The organism is Hyphomicrobium sp. DMF-1 (assembly GCF_027886585.1).
GTDB lineage: Bacteria > Pseudomonadota > Alphaproteobacteria > Rhizobiales > Hyphomicrobiaceae > Hyphomicrobium_C > Hyphomicrobium_C zavarzinii.
This window is the reverse complement of record NZ_CP115706.1, coordinates 772,872-793,292: the sequence shown is the minus strand read 5'-3', so window position 1 is coordinate 793,292 and position 20,421 is coordinate 772,872. Positions and strand designations below refer to the sequence as shown.

Annotated in this window: 17 protein-coding genes; 10 read left to right on the top strand and 7 right to left on the bottom strand. The window is 64.2% G+C overall.

Translation table 11 applies throughout. From position 1 onward, the window contains the following. On the bottom strand, positions 1-1,161 hold the full coding sequence (locus PE058_RS03530; protein ID WP_020084086.1) for an ABC transporter ATP-binding protein: 1,161 nt from the start codon (positions 1,159-1,161) through the stop codon (positions 1-3). Beyond that, positions 1,158-2,291, bottom strand: coding sequence for an ABC transporter substrate-binding protein (locus tag PE058_RS03525; RefSeq protein ID WP_156827164.1), 1,134 nt, complete (start codon positions 2,289-2,291; stop codon positions 1,158-1,160). The genes PE058_RS03530 and PE058_RS03525 overlap by 4 nt, the downstream gene beginning before the upstream one ends. Before the next feature lie 213 nt (positions 2,292-2,504). Between PE058_RS03525 and PE058_RS03520 the strand changes: the two genes are divergently transcribed. Continuing rightward, positions 2,505-3,506, top strand: a complete 1,002-nt coding sequence (locus tag PE058_RS03520; RefSeq protein ID WP_020084084.1) for a phosphotransferase enzyme family protein — start codon at positions 2,505-2,507, stop codon at positions 3,504-3,506. Positions 3,507-3,518: 12 nt separating this feature from the next. Continuing rightward, entirely contained in the window at positions 3,519-4,874 is a 1,356-nt protein-coding gene (locus PE058_RS03515) for an aspartate aminotransferase family protein (protein ID WP_271029845.1), read from the top strand. Between the two features lie 51 nt (positions 4,875-4,925). Here PE058_RS03515 and PE058_RS03510 read toward each other — a convergent pair whose 3' ends face one another. Beyond that, entirely contained in the window at positions 4,926-5,693 is a 768-nt protein-coding gene (locus PE058_RS03510) for a DeoR/GlpR family DNA-binding transcription regulator (RefSeq protein ID WP_271029844.1), read from the bottom strand. Between the two features lie 253 nt (positions 5,694-5,946). Further along, the gene (locus PE058_RS03505; protein WP_271029843.1) at positions 5,947-6,435 is read right to left on the bottom strand and encodes a DUF411 domain-containing protein; all 489 of its coding nucleotides are present in this window, start codon (positions 6,433-6,435) and stop codon (positions 5,947-5,949) included. Positions 6,436-6,653: 218 nt separating this feature from the next. Between PE058_RS03505 and PE058_RS03500 the strand changes: the two genes are divergently transcribed. Continuing rightward, positions 6,654-8,024, top strand: a complete 1,371-nt coding sequence (locus PE058_RS03500) for a methyl-accepting chemotaxis protein (protein WP_271029842.1) — start codon at positions 6,654-6,656, stop codon at positions 8,022-8,024. A 41-nt stretch (positions 8,025-8,065) separates the two neighbouring features. Here PE058_RS03500 and PE058_RS03495 read toward each other — a convergent pair whose 3' ends face one another. Then, positions 8,066-8,341, bottom strand: coding sequence for a metal-sensitive transcriptional regulator (locus PE058_RS03495; RefSeq protein ID WP_020084079.1), 276 nt, complete (start codon positions 8,339-8,341; stop codon positions 8,066-8,068). Positions 8,342-8,444: 103 nt separating this feature from the next. Here PE058_RS03495 and PE058_RS03490 point away from each other — a divergent pair, with 103 nt between their 5' ends. Beyond that, complete coding sequence (locus tag PE058_RS03490) at positions 8,445-10,832, top strand: heavy metal translocating P-type ATPase (protein WP_271029841.1); 2,388 nt, start codon at positions 8,445-8,447, stop codon at positions 10,830-10,832. Between the two features lie 331 nt (positions 10,833-11,163). Here PE058_RS03490 and PE058_RS03485 read toward each other — a convergent pair whose 3' ends face one another. Beyond that, the gene (locus PE058_RS03485) at positions 11,164-11,463 is read right to left on the bottom strand and encodes a hypothetical protein (RefSeq protein ID WP_026867742.1); all 300 of its coding nucleotides are present in this window, start codon (positions 11,461-11,463) and stop codon (positions 11,164-11,166) included. 352 nt (positions 11,464-11,815) lie between these two features. Between PE058_RS03485 and PE058_RS03480 the strand changes: the two genes are divergently transcribed. The 4 genes from PE058_RS03480 (at position 11,816) to PE058_RS03465 (ending at position 15,270) form a co-directional block, all read left to right on the top strand. After that, on the top strand, positions 11,816-12,808 hold the full coding sequence (locus PE058_RS03480; protein ID WP_271029840.1) for an aldo/keto reductase: 993 nt from the start codon (positions 11,816-11,818) through the stop codon (positions 12,806-12,808). A 65-nt stretch (positions 12,809-12,873) separates the two neighbouring features. Then, positions 12,874-13,254: a CopM family metallochaperone gene (copM, locus tag PE058_RS03475; RefSeq protein WP_020084075.1), complete on the top strand. Its 381-nt coding sequence runs from the start codon at positions 12,874-12,876 to the stop codon at positions 13,252-13,254. A gap of 233 nt (positions 13,255-13,487) precedes the next feature. Further along, positions 13,488-14,768 (top strand): DUF2130 domain-containing protein, encoded by a 1,281-nt coding sequence (locus PE058_RS03470; RefSeq protein WP_271029839.1) that lies wholly within the window; start codon positions 13,488-13,490, stop codon positions 14,766-14,768. Between the two features lie 226 nt (positions 14,769-14,994). Further along, positions 14,995-15,270: a hypothetical protein gene (locus PE058_RS03465; protein WP_020084073.1), complete on the top strand. Its 276-nt coding sequence runs from the start codon at positions 14,995-14,997 to the stop codon at positions 15,268-15,270. A gap of 427 nt (positions 15,271-15,697) precedes the next feature. Here PE058_RS03465 and lepA read toward each other — a convergent pair whose 3' ends face one another. Then, positions 15,698-17,500 carry a translation elongation factor 4 gene (gene lepA, locus PE058_RS03460; protein ID WP_020084071.1) on the bottom strand — a complete coding sequence of 601 codons (1,803 nt, stop codon included), beginning with the start codon at positions 17,498-17,500 and terminating at the stop codon, positions 15,698-15,700. Positions 17,501-17,683: 183 nt separating this feature from the next. Between lepA and mbfA the strand changes: the two genes are divergently transcribed. Further along, a complete protein-coding gene (mbfA, locus tag PE058_RS03455; RefSeq protein WP_271029838.1) occupies positions 17,684-18,640 on the top strand; it encodes an iron exporter MbfA in 957 nt (318 codons plus the stop codon). 186 nt (positions 18,641-18,826) lie between these two features. Next, positions 18,827-20,281, top strand: coding sequence for a lytic murein transglycosylase (locus tag PE058_RS03450; RefSeq protein ID WP_271029837.1), 1,455 nt, complete (start codon positions 18,827-18,829; stop codon positions 20,279-20,281). Positions 20,282-20,421: the final 140 nt, after the last annotated feature.

Below are 20,421 nucleotides of genomic sequence, written 5' to 3'. Positions count from 1 at the left end.
CTACGCCTCCTGGATGAGATGCGTGCGATCGAGGTCGAAACCGATGCCCATTTTCAAGCCCGGCTCCCAGGTCACCCGGTTCTCGCGCGAAAGCTCGACCGTAGCCTTGTAGCCGCTGTCGAGCTGTACGAGGTATTGCACGCGCGAGCCGAGCAGGTACTCGGACTCGACGAGCCCCTTGGCCGTCACGTCCGCGCCTTCGCCGGGCTTCAAGAGCCGCACGCTCTCCGGGCGCGCCATCATGTAACCCTGAAACCCCGGCTTCAGTCCGCTCTTCGCGGCCGCGACGGGATCCACCGTGACATGCTCGAAAGAAACGGATTTGCCGTTTCCGTTCGCGCGAAACAGATTCACCTCGCCCATGAATTCCGCGACGAAGCGGCTCTTGGGCTTGGCGTAGATCTCTTCCGCCGGTCCGAGCTGCTCGAACCGGCCAGAGCGCATGATCGCAATGCGATCCGACATCACCATAGCCTCTTCGAGGCTGTGCGTGATGTAGATGAAGGTCTTACCGGTTCTCTGGTGAAGATCCTTGAGCTCCTTCTCGAGCATCTTGCGCAGCCGGAAGTCGAGTGCGGACAGAGGCTCGTCGAAGAACAGGATCTCGGGATCGAACGCGAGCGCACGCGCAAGTGCCACGCGCTGACGCTCGCCGCCCGAGCACTGCTGGATGCGCTTATCGTAGTAGTGCTGCGGCAGCCTCACGAGATCGAGCAGCTCGAGCGCACGCGCCCGGCGCGCGGCGGGATCGACGCCGCGGATCTTGAGTGGAAACTCGATGTTCTGCCCGACCGTGCGGTGCGGAAACAGCGCGAGCGACTGGAACACCATGCACGTCGGCCGCCGGTTGGCGGGCACGTCGTCGATGCGCCGGTCGCGCAGCCAGATCTCGCCGCTGGTCTGCTCTTCCATGCCGACGAGCAGCCGGATGAGCGTCGTCTTTCCACTACCCGACGGTCCGACGATGGCGAGAAACTCGCCGTCGGCCACCGTGAGGTTCACGGAATCGAGGGCCGTGAAGCTGTCGAAAGTCTTCTTGAGATCGACAACGCGAAGGATAGGCGGCGCATTCACATTCATGTGGGTCAGTCTAGACGTGTCGCTAAAATTGGAAAGGTCCGCCTTCCCGTCGGGAAGGCGGACCGGTGCTGCGATATTCATCGACGCTTCGCCGCCGTATAGATCTTGAGCAGCTCGTCGTAGTCGGGAACCACCGAGAAGTCTGCCGAGCGATGAAGCTCTTCCGACAGGCTATCCCACTGGATCGCGTCCAGCTCGGTGTTGTTCCACAGCTTGAAGGTTTCCGGATTGCCCATCTGGCTCACCGGATTGTACGTGCCCTCCGCGAAGCTCACGGCCTTGGCGATCTCCGCCTTCTGCACGAACTCCAGGAAGTCCTCGGCGAGCGGGCTGACATTCGGGTTGTTGACGACCGAGGTCAGCTCCACCCAGACCACGCCGCCCTTGCCGTCCACCGGACCCTTCTTGGGCGTGATTCCGCGAATGTTGGTGGCGCCGTCGAAGCGAGCCGGGCTCGCGGTATAGGTGCCGCCCGTGAAGTACGCATCGATCTCGCCGTTGATGAGCGCGGTGTTCATCGCCACGAGATCGTCGCTGAGCATCTTGGCGCCGGCGAACACGGCCTTCGTCGTTTCCGTGAACTTCGTGACGCCCTCCGCGCCGACCGACTTGAACGGATCCACGCCCGCCGTGAGGCACAAATGGATGACGTTCCAGTTGTCGTAGGTGAGGATGCCGTAGCGGCCCTTCATTGCCGGATCGAGAAAGATCGACCAGCCCTGATCCTCGGCCGTTTCGCGGCTGATCTTGTCTGTATTCACGACGAAGCAGAAAGGCCCGTAGCGTTGCGGCATTCCGATGAGCTCTCCGCTTTCGGCGAAAGCCAGCGGATAGGGCGCCGAAAACTCGGGCGACATCTTCGCGAAATAGGGGAGAAAACGATCCTTGTTGAGCGGTTTGATCAGCTTCTCGGGGAAGAGCTGCTGGCGCGCCCACGGCTGGTTGACGTTGATGAGGTCCCAGACCTTGAGCTCGCCCGCGCGCAGCTTGTTGATCATGTCCGGATCGGACGTGCCGCTTTCCGCGCGCGTCGTCACACCGGGAAACGCTTTGCGGAAGGGACCGAGCACGTTGTCGGTGTTGTAGCCCTCCCAACACAGAATATTCATTTCCTTCTCGCGCGCGGCGAAGGCCTGGCGCGCGGATCCGAACGCGGCAAGACCCGCGACGGCTCCCATACCTTTCGTGAAATGACGACGAGTGAGCTCCATCAAACCTCTCCCTGGGACGGTTAGGCGGTGTTTCCCCTAGAAACCTTTGGACCATTGTTTTTGCGGCCCTTGTCTTGATCCGCCGCGCGCGTGTCGCGTCACGCCGGATTGAGCGTAGGATCAACGGGAATTGTTGTGAAACGCAAGCGGAATGTTGCAGAACGCAGAAATTTTCTTTATCTCCATCGGTAGCGAGAAAGCAGGGCGCGACCAATGGCAGGCATGTACGAGGACAATTTCGTCGAGCAACTACGCCAAGGCCTTTCCGGCCTGACGGAAGGATGGGGGCTTTCACCGCAGTGCAACGTAACGACGTTGAATCTCTCGGAAAACGCCACCTTCAAAGCCGTCGACCCTGACACCGGTCAGCCCGTCATCCTGCGCGTCCATCGCCCCGGCTATCACACCCGCCAGGAGATCGAATCCGAGCTCCAGTGGATTCACGACCTGCGGCGCGAAGGCATTGTTGCAACTCCCAAACCCCTCGCCCGCAAGGATGGCAGCTACATCGGAAGCATGTTCGCCGCCGGCGACAATCGCGATGTGGTCGCCTTCGAATTCATGAGCGGCGCCGAGCCGTCCCAGGCGAGCGACGGCATCGTCGCCGGCTTCCGCGAGCTGGGTGCCATCAGCGCCCGCCTCCACCGCCATGCCCAGGGCTGGAAGCGCCCCGGCACGTTCCGCCGCAAGACCTGGCACTACGAAACCATGCTCGGCTCGTCTCCCCTGTGGGGCGACTGGCGCGAAGCGCTCGGCCTCAATGCCGTCGGCATGTCCATTCTCGAGCGGGCGAGCCGCGCACTCCAGAAGTTCCTCGCGGACTTCGGCGAAGGCCCCGAACGCTTCGGCCTCATCCACGCCGATCTTCGGCTGGCGAACCTGCTGGTCGACGGCGACCGCCTCGGCGTGATCGATTTCGACGACTGCGGGTTCAGCTGGTTCGTCTACGACTTCGCATCCGCCGTGAGCTTCTTCGAGCACGAGCCGATCGTCCCCGAGCTTCTGGAGTCGTGGACAGAGGGATACCGCTCGGTCGCGCCCCTGTCGGCAGCCGACGTAGCGGCCATCCCGACTTTCGTTTTTCTGCGGCGCTTTCTTCTCACGGCTTGGGTGGCAAGCCACGCCGAGACACCCACGGCACAGTCTCTCGGCGCGCCGTTCACGCACGGCACCGTAGAGCTCGCCGAGGCGTTCCTTTCAAAAACAGAGCGATAGGTGCTCGCCGACATGGCTAAGAAGAACGTAAAGGTGCTCCCGGCAGCACGCCAGATCCTGGACATGAACGCGTTCGATGCAGGTGCTCACACCGGCGCGCTCAACCCCCTTCTCGAACGGCGCATCGCCAACGTCGGTGCTTCCGCGGTGCTGTTCTATCGCGAGCCGATCGAGGTGGTCTCCGCCAGCGGCTCCTGGATGACGGCAGCCGACGGAAAGCGCTACCTCGATTTCTACAACAACGTCCCCTCGGTGGGTCACACCCACCCGCGCGTCGTGGCTGCGGTAACGGACCAGATCGGCCGCCTCAACATCAACACGCGCTACCTGAACAGCGTCGTCGATCTCTATCTGGATGCGTTGAAAGCCAGATTCCCCGCATCGCTCTCCAACGTGGTGTTGTCGTGCAGCGGTAGCGAGGCCAACGACCTCGCGCTCCGCATCGCGGCGGCCACATCGGGCGGAACCGGCATCATCGTGTCCGAGAACGCCTATCACGGAAACACCTCGATCATCTCCGACATCTCGCCCTCCGCCCTGAAGCGGCGCGGCCTGCCGGATCACGTGGTCACGGTCGCCGCGCCTTCGAACGCCGGACAGAGCGACTCGATCGAGAACGCCTTCGCCGCCGACATCAAGCGCGCCATCGCGGAGCTCGGGCGGCGCGGCCACAAGCTCTCGGCCTTCATCTGCGACTCGATCTTTTCGAGCGACGGCGTCTATGCCGATCCGCCCGGCTTCCTGCGCAAGGCTATCGAAACAGTTCACAAGGCCGGCGGCCTCTACATCGCCGACGAGGTACAGCCTGGATTTGCCCGCACCGGAGATGCCTTCTGGGGCTTCGCCCGCCACGATGTGATGCCGGATGTCGTCACCATGGGCAAACCCATGGGCAACGGCTTCCCGATGGCGGGCCTCGTGACGCGCCCTGAGCTGCTCGAGCGCTTCTGCGAGGATACCGGCTATTTCAGCACCTTCGGCGGCAATCCCGTCGCTGCTGCGGCGGGCATGGCCGTGCTCAACGTCATCGACGAGGAGCAGCTTCAGGAGAACGCGCTCCGCCAGGGCAATCACATCAAGGAGCGCCTGCGCGACCTCGCGGCGAAAGACGACCGCATCGCCGAGGTTCGCGGCGCGGGCCTCTTCCTCGGCATCGAGCTTTGCCGGTCCGGGAAGAGGGACCAGCCGGATGCCGAGGTGGCATCGAGCGTGATCAACGGTCTCAAGGATCGTGGCGTGCTGATCGGCGCGGCCGGTAAGTTCGGCAACACCCTCAAGGTTCGCCCGCCGCTGTCGCTCTCGGAGGAGGAGGCCGACATCTTCGTCGACCGCCTTGCCGACACCCTCTCGGCCCTCCCGGCGGCCTGAAGCAGCGAACCGAGCTCCGATGCGGAACCCGCCGCATCGGAGGAAAGCTCTCTAGTCTGCTTCCGCGATCTTGAGCTCGACCTCGGCCACCTGCATGGCCTTGAACAGTACGCTGTTCGGCGTCTCGTTGGTCACCAGCAAATCGACCTGGCTCCAGCTCGCATAGCGCGCCGTGAACATCTGATTGAACTTGGAACCGTCGGCCACGATCATCCGGCGGTTGGCGCGCTCGATCATCGCCGAATAGACGTCCGCCATCTCGATCAGGGCATCGCTGGCCCCTTCGGGCGCAAGACCGCTCGCCCCGAGAATGACCCACTGCGCATTGTACTGCTCCAGAAACCGCAGCGTCTGCGCCCCAAACATCGCCCCTTCACCGGCATGATAGAAGCCCGGCGTCATGAGCACGGTGATGGTCGGATTGGAGGCAAGCGCCGTCGCAATCGCAAAAGAATGCGTGATGACGGTCACGTTCTGCATGCCCGCCGCCATGCGCCTCGCCACATGCAGAGTGGTCGCGCCGGACCCCATCATGAACACGCGCGCACCGTCGCACATCCGGCACGCCGTCTTTGCGATCCGCGTGCGCTCCTCGATCAGAAGCGTGTGCCGCTGCGCAACCGAAGGCTCCGCGGCCTTGCGCAGGATCGCGCCACCGTAGGTCCGGCTGATCAGCCCCCGGCCGGTCAGCTCGTCGAGGTCGCGGCGAATGGTTTCCGTCGTGACGCGAAGCGCCTCCGCCAGCTCGCTGACGCGCAACGTCGGCTGATCGGAAAGCAAGGAAACGATTTCCCGCTGGCGAACACTCTTCTTGCTCATGTCTTGCTTCAGAGAGAAATGAATTGCGTCGCTCCAGCGGCTGCGCGTCGGAATAAGCCACAGCGCATCGAAGGCAAGCGGCCGGTGAAGGCCCATCTTACGCAATGCTGGCGCGTCGTCTAGGCGAGGAAGAAGAGCTTCGCACCGCTCGCCTTGCACCTCCCTCTCCGCAAACGCTGGCGCGCGAGCCACGATCCGCTGTTAACGGTATGGAAGCGCAAGGGCACGCTACCGCGATGCGGCAGCTCCCGCCTCAAACAGCTTTGTCCTCGCGATAGCGGCCGAATGTCTGGCGCGTATCGGCGTTGAACAGAATGACGTCGTAGGTCTCGGGCTCGCCGCCCTCCATTCCCGGTGAGCCGACGGGCATCCCCGGCACGGCCAATCCGCGCGCCTGGGGCTTATCCGAAATGAGACGCTTGATGGCGCTGGCCGGCACATGCCCCTCGACGACGTAGCCATCGACTTCCGCCGTGTGGCATGAGGCGAGATCGGGCGGAACGCCGAGCTTGGCTTTTACCGCTCTCATCCCCGGCACGTCGTTCACCGTGACCGGGAAACCGTTCGCCACGAGATGCTCGACCCACTTGTGGCAGCATCCGCACGTCGGATCACGATGGACCACCATCTGAGGCAGCGCAGTCGCGTTCACGCGTCCCCCGCAGACGAGAAGCCCCGCGCCCGACACCGCCAGCCCGAGCACGAAGCGCCTGCTGAGGCTTGCCGAAAAATCGAATGACATGCGTCACACTCCTCTCGAGCTCATCCGACGGCCGAGCCTGTCTCGGACCTAGGTGTACCCGGACAATGGGCCGACTGATGGACTTAAGTCTAAGCCTTGGATCAACAATTTAGGTTCACGAATCAGGTACCAATTGCCGCATGACAAAGCACCCGTCTCACACCGCTGTGCTAGATCCGCTGTCGTCCTGCGCTTCCGATCCCGCAGGTTCAGGCGACTTGACTCCCATTGTAAAGGTATTCGCCGAGGAAGCGACAGGCGTCGGGCACCAGATCGTCGACATCGCATGCAACGCCAAGGTGCTGAGCACGCGCATGGCCACCCAGTCCGCCCGCATGATCGAGATCGGCACCGACATGCGCGATCTCGGAACCGAGAACGCCCGCGTTGCCACCAGCGCCCAGAACAGCCTCGAGGTTGCCCAGCGCACCAGCAAAGAGATCGCGGACTCCATGACCGCGATCCGCGCCTCCATCGCCAGCATCGACGCGCTAACCACCACCGTTTCCGAGCAGCGCGAGCTTCTGCGTCTCTTCCAGGACGCCCTGAAGAAGGTGTCGATCGTCGCGGCCGGCATTGAAACCATCACGCACCAGACGAACCTGCTCGCCTTGAATGCCACCATCGAGGCGGCGCGTGCGGGCGCTGCGGGACGCGGCTTCGCGGTGGTCGCGAGCGAGGTGAAAGCGCTGGCCGGACAAACGGCGATCGCAACCCGCGAAATCTCGATCACGGTCGGCGACCTGACCACCAAGGCCAACCTCTTGATCGAAAAAGGCACTAAGAGCGCGGATCTGGCGCACGCTGTCGACGAGAGCACCTCTCTCATATCCGCCACGTTCGACTCCATGGAAGCGACGGTGAACAACATCGTCGCCGACACCTCGGCCATCCAGACCGCGGCCGCCTCGATCGACACCCGCAGCCGCTCCCTGATCCAGGGCGTGGAAGACATGTCGGCGAGCTTCAGCCAGTCGGCCGAGAACATCGCGCGCATCGAGGGACGCTTGGGCGAGCTTCAGAGATCGGGCGAAGCTCTGATCACCATCAGCATCGGCTCCGGCGTCGAAACCGACGACAGCCCGTTCGCCAAGGAGGTGATGCGGCGCGCCAAGATCGTATCCGAAGCGCTCGAGGCGGCTGTCGACCGCGGAGACGCGACACTCGATCAGGTATTCGACACCACCTACGTGCCGATCGCGGGCACCAATCCGCAGCAGTATCGCACGCGTTACATCGAGGTCTTCGACCGCATCATCACGCCGATCATCGATGAAGCGCTGCGCTTCGACAACAAAGTCGTCTTTTGCGCGCCGGTGGACGGCAACGGCTTCCTGCCGACGCACAACACGAAATTCTCATCGCCCCAGGGCAATGACCCGATCTGGAATGCCGCCCACTGCCGCAACCGCAGGATCTTCAACGATCGCGTGGGTCTCGGCGCCGGCCGCAATCATCGCCCGTTTCTCGTGCAGACCTACATGCGCGACATGGGCGGCGGCAACTACGTGCCCATGGTCGACATCTCAGCGCCCATCATGATCAAGGAACGCCATTGGGGCGGACTGCGTCTCGCCTATACGGCCTAGCGCGCTCCCGGAAAAAACAAACCGCTCCTGACGTGCCCTGATCAGCGCGCGCTGCGCGCCAGCACGTCCATCAGCTCTTCGATTTTCTGCTTCTGCTCCGCAGCGTCGCCGCTGGCCATCGCGTGCGCAACGCAATGCGAGATGTGATCGCGCAGCACGTCCTCCTCGACCCGCCGCAACGCGGCCCTCACCGCCGCGATCTGCGTGACGATGTCGATGCAGTAACGATCCTCCTCGACCATCCGGCCAAGCCCGCGCACCTGTCCCTCGATGCGCGAGAGGCGTTTCAGACGTGCGGCTTTCGATGCTTTCATCATGCCTTGACGGATACCCTATGGGGGTATATCTGTCAATACATACCCCCACAGGGTATAGAGCCCCATGAGGGGCTGTCCGAAAGTTTGCGGCGGAGAAAACGTCATGACCCAGCAGGAAACGCCGAAACAGGGGTGCTGCTGCCAGCACAACGCGCCCGTTCACGCGGCCAAGCCTCATCATCATGATCACGGCGCACAGGCATGCGAGGGCGTCAAAGACCCCGTCTGTGGCATGACCGTCGATCCCAAGACGGCCAAGCACCAGCACACCCACGCAGGGCACACCTACTATTTCTGCGCTGCGCGCTGCCGCGAGAAGTTCGCGGCCGACCCGCAGAAATACCTCGAGCCCCCCAAGGAGCCGGAACCGGTAGAACCTGGCGCGATCTACACCTGCCCCATGCATCCGGAAATTCGCCAAGTCGGCCCCGGCTCCTGCCCGATCTGCGGCATGGCGCTCGAGCCCGAGGTCGCGACCGCCGACGATGTGCCGAACGCAGAGCTCGCCGACATGACGCGGCGGCTATGGTTCGCGCTCGCCCTCACGCTCCCCGTCTTCGCCCTCGAAATGGGCGGCCATCTCACCGGGCTGCATCACTGGATCGGCCGGCAGAATTCCAACTGGATCCAGCTCGCGCTCGCCACCCCCGTCGTGCTCTGGGCGGGCTGGCCGTTCTTCGAGCGCGGCTGGGCCTCGATCAAGACGCGCCACCTCAACATGTTCACGCTCATCGCCATTGGCACGGGCGTGGCATGGATTTACAGCATCGTCGGCACGCTCTGGCCCGGCCTATTCCCTGCCTCGATGCGCGAGCATGATGGATCGGTCGCCGTCTACTTCGAGGCAGCAGCCGTCATCACCGTGCTCGTGCTCGTCGGCCAGGTACTGGAGCTGCGCGCCCGCGACAAGACCAGCGGCGCCATTCGCTCGCTCCTCAACCTTTCCCCCAAGAAGGCACGCCGCATCCGCTCCGACGGCGCCGACGAGGACATCGACCTCGATCAGGTCGCCTCCGGCGATCGCCTGCGCGTGCGCCCCGGCGAGCACATCCCCGTCGACGGCGAGATCCTCGAAGGCCGTAGCGCCATCGATGAATCCATGGTGACCGGCGAGTCCATGCCCGTGACCAAGACCATCGGTGATGCCGTCATCGGCGGCACCACCAATCAATCCGGCGGCTTCGTCATGCGGGCCGATAAGGTGGGACGCGACACCGTGCTTGCCCGTATCGTGCAGATGGTGGCTGACGCCCAGCGCAGCCGCGCGCCGATCCAGCGTCTGGTGGACCAGGTTTCGGCCTGGTTCGTCCCCACCGTCATCCTCGTTTCGCTGCTGGCCTTCGCGGCGTGGTCGATTTGGGGCCCCGAGCCCAAGCTCACCTATGGTCTCATCGCGGCGGTCTCGGTGCTCATCATCGCCTGCCCCTGCGCGCTCGGCCTCGCCACGCCCATGTCCATCATGGTCGGCGTCGGGCGCGGCGCAAAGTCCGGCGTGCTGATCAAGAACGCCGAGGCCTTGGAGCGCATGGAGAAGGTCGACACGCTGCTCGTCGACAAGACCGGCACGCTGACGGAGGGCAAGCCGCGCGTCGTCGCCATCCGCCCCGCGAACGGCGTAGCAGAGCTCGACCTCCTGCGTCTTGCTGCGAGCCTCGAGCGCGGCAGCGAGCATCCGCTTGCTTCGGCCATTGTCGCCGCCGCCGGGGAGCGCGGCCTCGCCCTCGCCGAGCCCCAAGGCTTCGACAGCCCCGTCGGCAAGGGCGTCGTCGGCAAGGTCGAAGGCCGCCAGATCGTCATCGGCAACGTCAGGATCATGGCGGATGCCGGGATCGACACGCGAAGCCTCGACGCGACGGCGGACGAGCTGCGCCGCGAAGGCGCAACAGCCATCTTCGTCGCCATCGACGGCAAGGTGGCGGGCCTCATCGCTATCGCAGATCCCATCAAGCCCACCACGCCCGCGGCCATCGCCGCGCTGAAGGCCGCCGGCATCCGCGTCGTGATGCTGACGGGTGATCAGCGCACGACGGCCGAGGCGGTCGCACGCACGCTCGGCATCGCGAATGTCGAGGCGGAGGTGCTGCCCGAGGACAAGAGCAAGGTCGTCGAACGCTTGCGGCGGGAAGGGCGCATCGTGGCGATGGCAGGAGACGGCACCAATGACGCCCCGGCGCTCGCCGCAGCCGATGTCGGCATCGCCATGGGTACCGGAACAGACGTCGCCATGGAAAGCGCGGGCGTCACACTGGTCAAAGGCGACCTCAACGGCATCGTGCGCGCCCGCGCACTTTCCGCGGCCACGATGGCCAACATCCGCCAGAACCTGTTCTTTGCCTTCGTTTACAACGCGGCCGGCGTGCCGATCGCAGCGGGCGTTCTCTATCCCGTCCTCGGCGTGCTTCTCTCGCCGATGATCGCAGCCGCTGCGATGTCGCTGTCATCGTTCAGCGTGGTCGCAAACGCGCTGCGCTTGAACCGCGTGGAGCTATGAATGCCGGCCGCTTGGCAGGGGCAGACTTCGCAACGTAGCGGCGCTCGGCAGAAAGGGGCGCCTGCGCCCGCACCCCGCTTATGCGAACGGGCGCCCCACCTCACATCCCGCCGCGGACGCGAGGCTCTAACCAAGCCGAGTGTGAGAGTGATCGACAGTGCATGACGCACCCGCCCACCTGCCGCTCCACATCGATCCAGCGCATGACGCCGTTGCCGAGTGCGTCACGTGTCTCGAAGTGGCCGGCCAGACCGGCCGTCGCCGCCACAGCGTCTCCGAAACCCGGAAGTTGCCTGCCGGGTTTCGGGTTAGGTCTGAGCGTACGAACGTATCAGTACTGCTTGGGGCACCAGGATTCGCCGGACGACTTGCACGACACGGGGAAGGCCTTCGCCATCTTCTCCGCAGCGGCCCATTCATCCTCGTCGACGCCGTTGTTCACGTCGGCATCCATTGCCGTAAAGGTCGGCGCCGGATCGAGCTTCAGCTTCGCTACGTTGGCTTCGTATTCGGTACGGCTGATCCGGCCGTTGCCGTCGGTGTCGAGGGTCTTGAAGCTGCTTGCCCAATCGGCCAGAGCCGCAGAGGCCGGGATCATCGCCGCTGCTGCAATCAGAAGTACTTTCCTCATCGTTTCGTCTCCCAAGTATGGTTGCCTTGCCCTTCTGGGCATTCGCGCACCGGAGGCCTCCAGCCAAACGCGACGAAAACGAGCGAGCCCGGCCACGCGTCGGTCACTCTCAGTGCAGAGCAATTCAGCCAGCGTGTGCGACACTTTAACAAGGTCAGATGAGGCAATGATCATCGGGATATGTTGCACATATAGCCGGACTGAACGGCAATCATGTCGGGAAACACTTGGTGGGCAGGCTGATGGACGGCGTCCACACTGGCCTTTCGGCCCCTGAGAGGGGCTTTGCCGGAGGCATCCGGCCCCCATATTCGCTGCGGCCCAACGCAAATTTGAACGCCATGGAGCTCACATGAAAACCCGCAAGCTCGGCCCCAACGGGCCGGAAGTCTCCGCACTCGCACTCGGCTGCATGGGCATGACCGACTTCTACGGCCAGCGCGACGACGCGGAGTCGATCGCCACCATTCACAGAGCGATCGAGCTCGGTATCACTTTCCTCGACACCGCCGACATGTACGGGCCTCACACCAACGAGGAACTCTTGGGCCGCGCGCTCGCGGGCAAGCGCGACCGCGTCTTCCTTGCCACCAAGTTTGGCATCGTGCGCGATCCGAAGAACCCAGCCGCGCGCGGCATCGACGGAAGGCCGGAGTACGTGAGGAAATCCGTCGAAGGCAGCCTCCAACGCCTCGGCGTCGATCATATCGATCTCTACTATCAGCACCGCGTGGACCCCGCGACGCCGATCGAGGAGACCGTCGGCGCCATGGCCGAGCTGGTGAAAGCAGGCAAGGTCCGCCACATCGGACTGAGCGAGGCCTCCGCGGAGACCATCGCCCGCGCTCACAAGGTGCATCCCATCACGGCCGTGCAGACCGAGTACTCGCTGTGGACGCGCGATCCCGAGGAGGACGGCATCCTGGAAGCCTGCCGCAAGCTCGGCATCGGCTTCGTCGCCTACAGCCCTCTCGGCCGCGGCTTCCTGACCGGCGCCATCAAGAGCCCCGACGATTTCGAGCCGGCCGACTACCGCCGTACCAGCCCTCGCTTCACCGGCGAGAACTTCGCCAAGAACCTGAAGCTCGTCGGCAAGGTGCGCGAAATCGCTGCCGCAAAAGGCGTCACGCCCTCGGAGCTGGCGCTCGCGTGGCTGCTCGGCAGGGACGAGTTCGTCGTGCCCCTGTTCGGCACCAAGCGCCGCAAATACCTGGAGGAAAATGCGCGCGCCGCCGACATCACGCTCGCGGCCGGCGAACTCGCGGAGATCGAAGCCGCCTTCCCTGCGGGCGCCGCCTCCGGCACCCGCTACCCCGAGGCGATGATGACCGTCGTCAATCGTTGATCGCCACGACCTGCATAACCTTTCGCATGCGCCGCGGAGAGAGCGGCCTAAACTTGGGAGCCCTGATGAAGCATCTTCTCGCTATTCCCCTCGCAGCCCTGACGGCCGTCGCCCTGCCGCTTTACGCCCGGGCCGAAGACCCGCACGCGGGGCACGAGCACCATCACGCTGAGACCGCCGCCCAACCCGCAAACGACGCGGCGAAAGCCTTCGAGGCCGTGAACGCCAAGATGCACGCGGGGATGTCGATCCCGCTGACCGGCGACGCCGACGTGGACTTCATGCGCGGCATGATCCCCCACCATCAGGGCGCGATCGACATGGCCGAGGTCGTCCTGAAATACGGCAAGGACCCCGAGGTGCGGAAACTCGCCGAGGAGGTCGTCAAAGCCCAGACAGCGGAGATCGCCTTTATGAAGGAATGGCTGGCCAAGCGCGGCAAGTAACGCAGCAAATCGAAGGCGCTGGCCGCGGCGGCGCCTTCGCTTGTATCCGCCACTTCCCCGAAGATTGCTGTTGACCGGCAGGGGAAAGGGTGAGAACATTTAGAGAACATCGACTCGCGAAATCATCTGACCGGTTGCGTCGGCAGCCACGCCTAAGTGAGCCTCCCCGAGAGGCCCGCGAGGGATTCGGATTCGCGAATCCGTATTGAACTCGAAAGCATCGAAAGGACGGCATGACCGAGCCCGCCATCAAATGTCCGAGCTGCAGCACCGAGATCAAGCTCACGGAACAGCTCGCCGCGCCGATCATCCAAGCGACGCGCAGGAAGTTCGAGCAGGCGCTCGCCGAGAAGGATGCCGAGGTCGCCAGGCGCGAAGCGGAGATCCGCAACCAGCAGGCGGCCCTCGCGAAGGAGAAGGCCGCCATTGCCGAGCAGGTCGCCACCCGCGTCCAGGCCGAGCGGGAGCGTATCGCCGCCGAGGAGACCAAGAAGGCGAAACTCCTCGTCGCCTCCGACATGGACCAGAAGAACAAGCAGCTCCAGGATCTCCAGGAGGTCCTGCGCGAGCGCGACGGCAAGCTCGCCGAAGCGCAGAAGGTGCAGGCGGACCTCATCCGCAAGCAACGCGAGCTGGACGACGCCAAGCGCGAGATGGATTTGACCATCGAGAAGCGCGTGCAGGACTCGCTGGGAGACGTGCGCCAGAAAGCGAAGCTCGAAGCCGAGGAGGCCCTGAAGCTGCGCGTCCTCGAAAAGGAGGAGCAGATCTCCTCCATGCAGCGCCAGATCGAGGACTTGAAGCGCAAGGCCGAGCAGGGCTCGCAGCAACTCCAGGGCGAAGCCCTCGAGCTCGAGCTCGAGAAGACGCTACGCGGCAAGTTCCCCCGCGATCTCATCGAGGCGGTCCCGAAGGGAGAGTTTGGCGGCGACGTGCTGCAGCGGGTCATGGGCCCGCTCGATCAGCCGTGCGGCACCATCCTATGGGAATCGAAGCGCACGAAGAACTGGAGCGACGGCTGGCTCGCCAAGCTGCGCGGCGACCAGCGCGCCGCCAAGGCCGAGATCGCGCTCCTCGTCTCCAACGCGCTGCCGAAGGGTGTCGATACGTTCGATCTGATCGACGGCATCTGGGTCACGGATTCGCGTTGCGCCATTCCCGTAGCCATCGCGCTCCGCCAGTCGCTGGTCGAGCTTGCCGCCGCGCGCCACTCGAAGGAGGGCCAGCAGACCAAGATGGAGCTGGTCTACGAGTACCTCACCGGCCCACGCTTCCGCCATCGCGTGGAGGCGATCGTCGAGAAGTTCTCGGACATGCAGGCCGACCTCGATCGCGAGCGCAAGGCCATGACCCGGCTCTGGGCCAAGCGCGAGGCGCAGATCAAAGGCGTGATCGAAGCCACCGTCGGCATGTACGGCGACGTGCAGGGCATCGCTGGCAAGGCGCTCGACGAGATCGACGCGCTGACGCTGCCCATGATCGAGAGCGACGCGTTCGATACCGCGGCCGAGTGACAGACCACGACCGGCGCGATCCACGGGGGCTAGCGCCGGTTCAGGCCATCGTCAGGTATCGTCACTTCGAGTAAATCGAGAAAACTCGCGCGTCCGTCCGAATCGAACGCGCTTTAATGGTCACAGGTAGGAAGCAAACCTCAGGAATGCCCTGACCCGTTTCTTGCGTAATCAGCCAGTGGGTACCAAATACCGAGCAAGTGCTTTCCGACAGGAGCCGAGCCCCATGACCCTGAAACCGCTGCTGACAATCGCCGCGCTTGGCATTGCCGCCTTCGCCATGACGCCGGCCGACGCCTTTGCCCACGGCAAGCGCAAGCCGGTTCGCGATCGCGAGGTCGCACGCGACTGCAAGCCTTACAATGGCCCCTACGGCTATTATGGCAATCCCTGGTGCGATGGCGGCTACAAATACGCCGAAGACTATGCGCCCGGCACCAGCCCTTATTTCGACGTGTTCGATATGCCCCAGGTCCGCCGTCTCACGCGCCGCTGGGATTGAGCGCACACGCTTCGATCATGGCCACCTAACGCAAACGGAGGGCACCGGCCGGTGCCCTCCGTTTTCATTCGCTAGAGCCTCGTGGCCCCCGCCGACCCGCCCGCTCGCGCGAGGCCGTCGTCTGCGAGCGAGCCCTCGCCTTACTTCGCCTTGTTGCGCGCGCGCTTGGTCGCCTTGGCTTCGCGCTTCAGCGCGTTCTTGGCCTTGCGCTGGCGAGCCTGGATCTTCTTGCGGCGCTGATCGGTCATCGTGGGCATGAGATATCCTTTCTAGGTGTCTATCGAGTTGGCGTTGAATGCGATCGTAGTGTGGCTGGATCGGCCTGCATCAGGGCTAGGCCGTCATCCCGGCGTCATGGCGAAGCCACGCTACGCACGGCCGGCCGGGGCCCAGACACACGTCAGAAATTGTTGGTCCCGCGTCTGCGTCAGTTCTCGTCCATCTTGAGGGCGGCGATGAAGGCCTCTTGCGGGATCTCCACCTTGCCGAACTCGCGCATCTTCTTCTTGCCCGCTTTCTGCTTGTCGAGCAGCTTGCGTTTGCGCGTGATGTCGCCGCCGTAGCACTTGGCGATGACGTCCTTGCGCAGCGCGCTGATGGTCTCGCGCGCGATCACCTTGCCGCCGATAGCAGCCTGAATCGGGATCTTGAAGAGGTGCGGCCGGATCAGTTCCTTGAGCTTTTCGCACATGGACCGGCCACGGCTTTCCGCGCGCGTGCGGTGCACGATCATCGAAAGCGCATCGACCGGCTCGTCGTTGACGAGGATCGACAGCTTCACGAGCTCGTTCTCCTCGTAGCCCTTGATCTGATAGTCGAACGACGCATAGCCGCGCGAAACCGATTTGAGGCGGTCATAGAAATCGAACACCACCTCGTTGAGCGGCAGCTCATAGACGAGCATGGCGCGCGTGCCGACGTAGGTAAGCTGCTTCTGGCGCCCGCGGCGATCCTGGCAGAGCTTCAGCACGGAGCCCAGATACTCGTCCGGCACCAGGATCGTCGCTTCGATCCACGGCTCCTCAATGTGATCGATACGGACCGTATCGGGCATGTCAGCCGGATTGTGCAGCTCGACGACGGAACCGTCGGTCATATGGATGTGATAGATGACCGAGGGCGCGGTCGTGATCAGATCGAGGTTGAACTCGCGCTCGAGCCGCTCGGTGATGATCTCGAGATGCAGGAGGCCGAGGAAGCCGCAACGGAAGCCGAAGCCCAGCGCCGCGGAGCTTTCCGCCTCGAACGAGAAGCTCGCATCGTTCAGCCGAAGCCGCGCCATCGCATCGCGCAGATCTTCGAAGTCCGCCGCATCGACTGGAAAGAGTCCGCAGAACACCACCGGCTGCGCCGGCTTGAAGCCCGGTAGCGGCTCCGGCGTCGGGTTTTTCTCATCCGTCACGGTATCGCCGACGCGGGTGTCGGCCACCTCCTTGATGGCGGCCGTGAAGAAGCCGACCTCGCCGGGGCCCAGCTGATCCAGCATCTCCTGCTTGGGACGGAAAATGCCGACGCGCTCCACCTGATAGTGGCCGCCGGTGGCCATCATCTGCACCTTCTGGCCGCGCTTCAGCGTGCCGTCGATGATGCGCACGAGAACGACGACGCCGAGATAGGCGTCATACCAGCTGTCGACCAGCATGGCTTTCAGCGGCTTCGAGGCATCGCCCTTCGGCGGCGGCAGGCGCTCGACGATGGCTTCCAGAACGGCCTCGACGTTGAGACCCGTCTTGGCGGAAACGCCGACGGCGTCGGACGCATCGAGGCCGATCACGTCCTCGATCTGCTGCTTGACGCGGTCCTCGTCGGCGGACGGCAGATCCACCTTGTTGAGAACCGGCAGGATCTCGAGATTGTTGTCCAGCGCCTGGTAGACGTTGGCGAGCGTCTGCGCCTCAACGCCCTGGCTCGCGTCCACCACCAGGATTGCGCCCTCGCACGCGGCGAGGCTGCGGGAGACCTCGTAGGCGAAGTCCACGTGGCCTGGCGTATCCATCAGATTGAGCTGATAGACCTTGCCATCCTTGTGCCTGTAGTCGAGGCGCACGGTCTGCGCCTTGATCGTGATGCCGCGCTCGCGCTCGATGTCCATCGAGTCGAGGATTTGCTCCTTCATCTCGCGGTTCGAAACGTTGCCACAGATCTGGATCAGGCGGTCCGAAAGCGTGGACTTGCCGTGATCGATGTGGGCGATGATGGAGAAGTTGCGGATCAATGAGATGTCGGTCATGCGCGCGTCCTTATCACCTCGCGCTTGGGTCTCACAAGCTTGGGGCGCGGACCGCGTCGCTTTTCCCAAAATCGGCGAAAATCCGGGCCTCGGCGGAGTGTCGCGCCGGGTCTCGCGCCCTTGCATCGCATAGCTCTGTTAATTAGAATTATTCTAAACTATTTGGGCAAAAAGGGGCAGTTCATGCGCAGGTTCGAGGATCTGGACGAGCGGGAGGTGCTGGCGCTTGCCATCGCGCTCGAGGAGGAGGATGGCCGCATCTACTCCGAGTATGCCCACGCCCTCGAGGAGACCTATCCCGCTTCCGCCAAGCTCTTCACGGAGATGGCGGAGGAGGAGAACCAGCATCGCCGCTGGCTTATCGACCTCTATCGCCAGAAATTTGGCGACCACATCCCCTTGATCCGCCGGCAGGATGTCCGCGGATTCATACGCCACGATCCGATCTGGATGGTTCGCCCGCTGGGGCTCGAGAAGGTGCGCGCCCAGGCGGAATCCATGGAGCAGGAGACGGGCCGCTTCTACCGGTCCATCCTTGCCCGCACCACCGACGCCTCCATCCGCAAGCTCCTGGGCGACCTGATCGCGGCCGAGGACAAACACGCGAGCCTGGCCGTTCGCCTTCGGGAAACCGGCATCTCGGCGGACGCCCGTGTGGAGGAAGCGCAGGCGGAGAGGCGCGCGTTCGTGCTCCAGTACGTTCAGCCGGGTCTCACCGGCCTGATCGACGGCTCGGTGTCCACGTTGGCGCCCATTTTCGCCGCCGCCTTCGCCACCCACGACACCTGGGCGACTTTCCTGGTCGGCATGGCCGCCTCCGTCGGCGCTGGCATCTCCATGGGAATTGCCGAGGCCATGGCCGATGACGGCCTGATATCCGGCCGCGGACACCCATGGATTCGCGGCGCCATCACCGGCCTCATGACCGCCCTCGGCGGCCTCGGCCACACGCTTCCCTACCTGATCCCGGATTTCTGGACCGCCACCGGCGTCGCGGCCGTCGTCGTGCTGATCGAGCTTTGGACCATCGCCTGGATCCGCGCCCGCTACATGGATACCCCGTTCATGCGAGCAACCGTCGAGGTCGTGGCCGGCGGCCTCATCGTCTTCGCGGTCGGCATTCTCATCGGAAGTGCCTGAAACCCCTCCGACAAAACGGAAATGGCGCCGCGGATCTCCGCGCTGCGTCACTCTATGCGGCAACGGGCCACCGGTACTCACCGGAAATCATCAGCACTCAAGGAAAACAGCCGGGGGGCTTGAGTCTTGACGGCGCCACATGGGTCGGCATGAGTGGCGGCGAACCCGAGATCCGGAAGGACCGAAATGCGATTTGCTCTATTTCTTTCCGCCACCCTCTCAACTCTCGCCGCAGCCGCTCTCCTCCCCGCATCCTCCGTGATGGCAGGGGGCATCGAATTCGGCCCGACCGACCAGGCACCGAAAGCAAAGCCGCAGAAGAAGAAGGCGCAGCCCGCGCCCGACGCGGGCGACCCCCTGGCGGGCGAGGCCGCGGCCCCTTCGGCCGCGCCCCCCGCTGGAACGCCGGCTGCTGCCACTCCGGCTGCCGTGCAGACCCCGGCTGTCGGCCAGGCGACCGGTGGACGCGTCTCGACCAAAGGCATGCCGCCGCCCGCCGCTCCGCGCAATTGCAAGACGAGCTGGGCCTTCGACACCTGGATGCGTGACTTCCGCCGCGAGGCCGCCGCCGAGGGCATCAGCCAGCGCACCATCTCGCTCGCCCTCGACGGCATGACGCCCGACCAGGGCGTCATCTCGCGCGATCGCCGCCAGGGCTTCTTCTCGCAGAGCTTCCTCGACTTTTCCGCCAAGCTGGCCACCCCGAACCGCGTCACCAACGGGCGCGCGCAGATCCAGAAGAACCGCGCGGCCTTCGATCGCGCCGTGAAGCAGTTCGGAGTCGACCCCGGCGTCATCACCGGGTTCTGGGCACTCGAAAGCGACTTCGGCGCCGGTATGGGCAAGCTGCCGATCATGCGCTCGCTCGTGACGCTCGCCTACGATTGCCGCCGCGGCCCAATGTTCCGCGATGAGCTCAAGGCCGCGCTCCAGATCATCGATCGCGGAGACATGACCCCCTCCACGATGATCGGGTCCTGGGCCGGCGAAATCGGGCAGACCCAGTTCCTCCCCACCCGCTATCTTGAGCACGCCATCGACTATGACGGCGACGGCCGCCCGGACCTGTTCGACAGCGCGACCGACATCATCGGCACCACCGCGAACTACATGGCCCACCTCGGCTGGCGGCCCAACGAGCCGTGGATCCAGGAGGTGCGCGTGCCGGAGCAGATGCCTTGGGATCAGTCGGACCTCGCCATCACGCATCCGCGCTCGCAGTGGGCGGCGTGGGGCGTGACGCAGGCGGACGGCGCGCCGCTCGAGAAGGACGCGCTACCCGCCTCCTTGCTGCTGCCGATGGGCCGGTTCGGACCGGCGTTCCTCGCCTTCCCGAATTTCAACGTCTATCTGCAGTGGAACCAGTCTCTCAATTACGCCACCACCGCCGCTTACCTGGCAACGCGCATCAACGGCGCCCCGGCCATGCGGCGCGGACGCGAGGGCATCCCCACCCTCACCCAGGACGAGGCCAAGGAGTTGCAGCGCCTTCTCACCGCGCGGGGCTTCGACGTGGGCGAGATCGACGGCCTGATCGGCCTCAAGAGCCGGCAGGCCATCAAGGCCATGCAGCTGAAATATAAGCTCCCGGCCGATTCCTACCCCACCCCAGAGCTTCTGGCCGCGCTTCGCCGCGGATAGAATCGAGGCCGGGCGCCCCAACGGGGCGTCCGGCCCTTATTCCGCACGCAAAGCCCGCGCTTAATAAGAACCCGGAGCATTTTCCGCGGGCAGAGCTGTCGTAGTAGAATGCCATACTGGCCAAGGGGCAGTGCCCGTGT

Bases quoted from the DNA above. Each gene is read 5' to 3' on its own strand.
- PE058_RS03530 (WP_020084086.1), bottom strand. From the start codon at position 1,161: ATGAATATCGCAGCACCGGTCCGCCTTCCCGACGGGAAGGCGGACCTT.
- PE058_RS03525 (WP_156827164.1), bottom strand. From the start codon at position 2,291: ATGGAGCTCACTCGTCGTCATTTCACGAAAGGTATGGGAGCCGTCGCG.
- PE058_RS03520 (WP_020084084.1), top strand. From the start codon at position 2,505: ATGGCAGGCATGTACGAGGACAATTTCGTCGAGCAACTACGCCAAGGC.
- PE058_RS03515 (WP_271029845.1), top strand. From the start codon at position 3,519: ATGGCTAAGAAGAACGTAAAGGTGCTCCCGGCAGCACGCCAGATCCTG.
- PE058_RS03510 (WP_271029844.1), bottom strand. From the start codon at position 5,693: ATGAGCAAGAAGAGTGTTCGCCAGCGGGAAATCGTTTCCTTGCTTTCC.
- PE058_RS03505 (WP_271029843.1), bottom strand. From the start codon at position 6,435: ATGTCATTCGATTTTTCGGCAAGCCTCAGCAGGCGCTTCGTGCTCGGG.
- PE058_RS03495 (WP_020084079.1), bottom strand. From the start codon at position 8,341: ATGATGAAAGCATCGAAAGCCGCACGTCTGAAACGCCTCTCGCGCATC.
- PE058_RS03490 (WP_271029841.1), top strand. From the start codon at position 8,445: ATGACCCAGCAGGAAACGCCGAAACAGGGGTGCTGCTGCCAGCACAAC.
- PE058_RS03485 (WP_026867742.1), bottom strand. From the start codon at position 11,463: ATGAGGAAAGTACTTCTGATTGCAGCAGCGGCGATGATCCCGGCCTCT.
- PE058_RS03480 (WP_271029840.1), top strand. From the start codon at position 11,816: ATGAAAACCCGCAAGCTCGGCCCCAACGGGCCGGAAGTCTCCGCACTC.
- copM (WP_020084075.1), top strand. From the start codon at position 12,874: ATGAAGCATCTTCTCGCTATTCCCCTCGCAGCCCTGACGGCCGTCGCC.
- PE058_RS03470 (WP_271029839.1), top strand. From the start codon at position 13,488: ATGACCGAGCCCGCCATCAAATGTCCGAGCTGCAGCACCGAGATCAAG.
- PE058_RS03465 (WP_020084073.1), top strand. From the start codon at position 14,995: ATGACCCTGAAACCGCTGCTGACAATCGCCGCGCTTGGCATTGCCGCC.
- lepA (WP_020084071.1), bottom strand. From the start codon at position 17,500: ATGACCGACATCTCATTGATCCGCAACTTCTCCATCATCGCCCACATC.
- mbfA (WP_271029838.1), top strand. From the start codon at position 17,684: ATGCGCAGGTTCGAGGATCTGGACGAGCGGGAGGTGCTGGCGCTTGCC.
- PE058_RS03450 (WP_271029837.1), top strand. From the start codon at position 18,827: ATGCGATTTGCTCTATTTCTTTCCGCCACCCTCTCAACTCTCGCCGCA.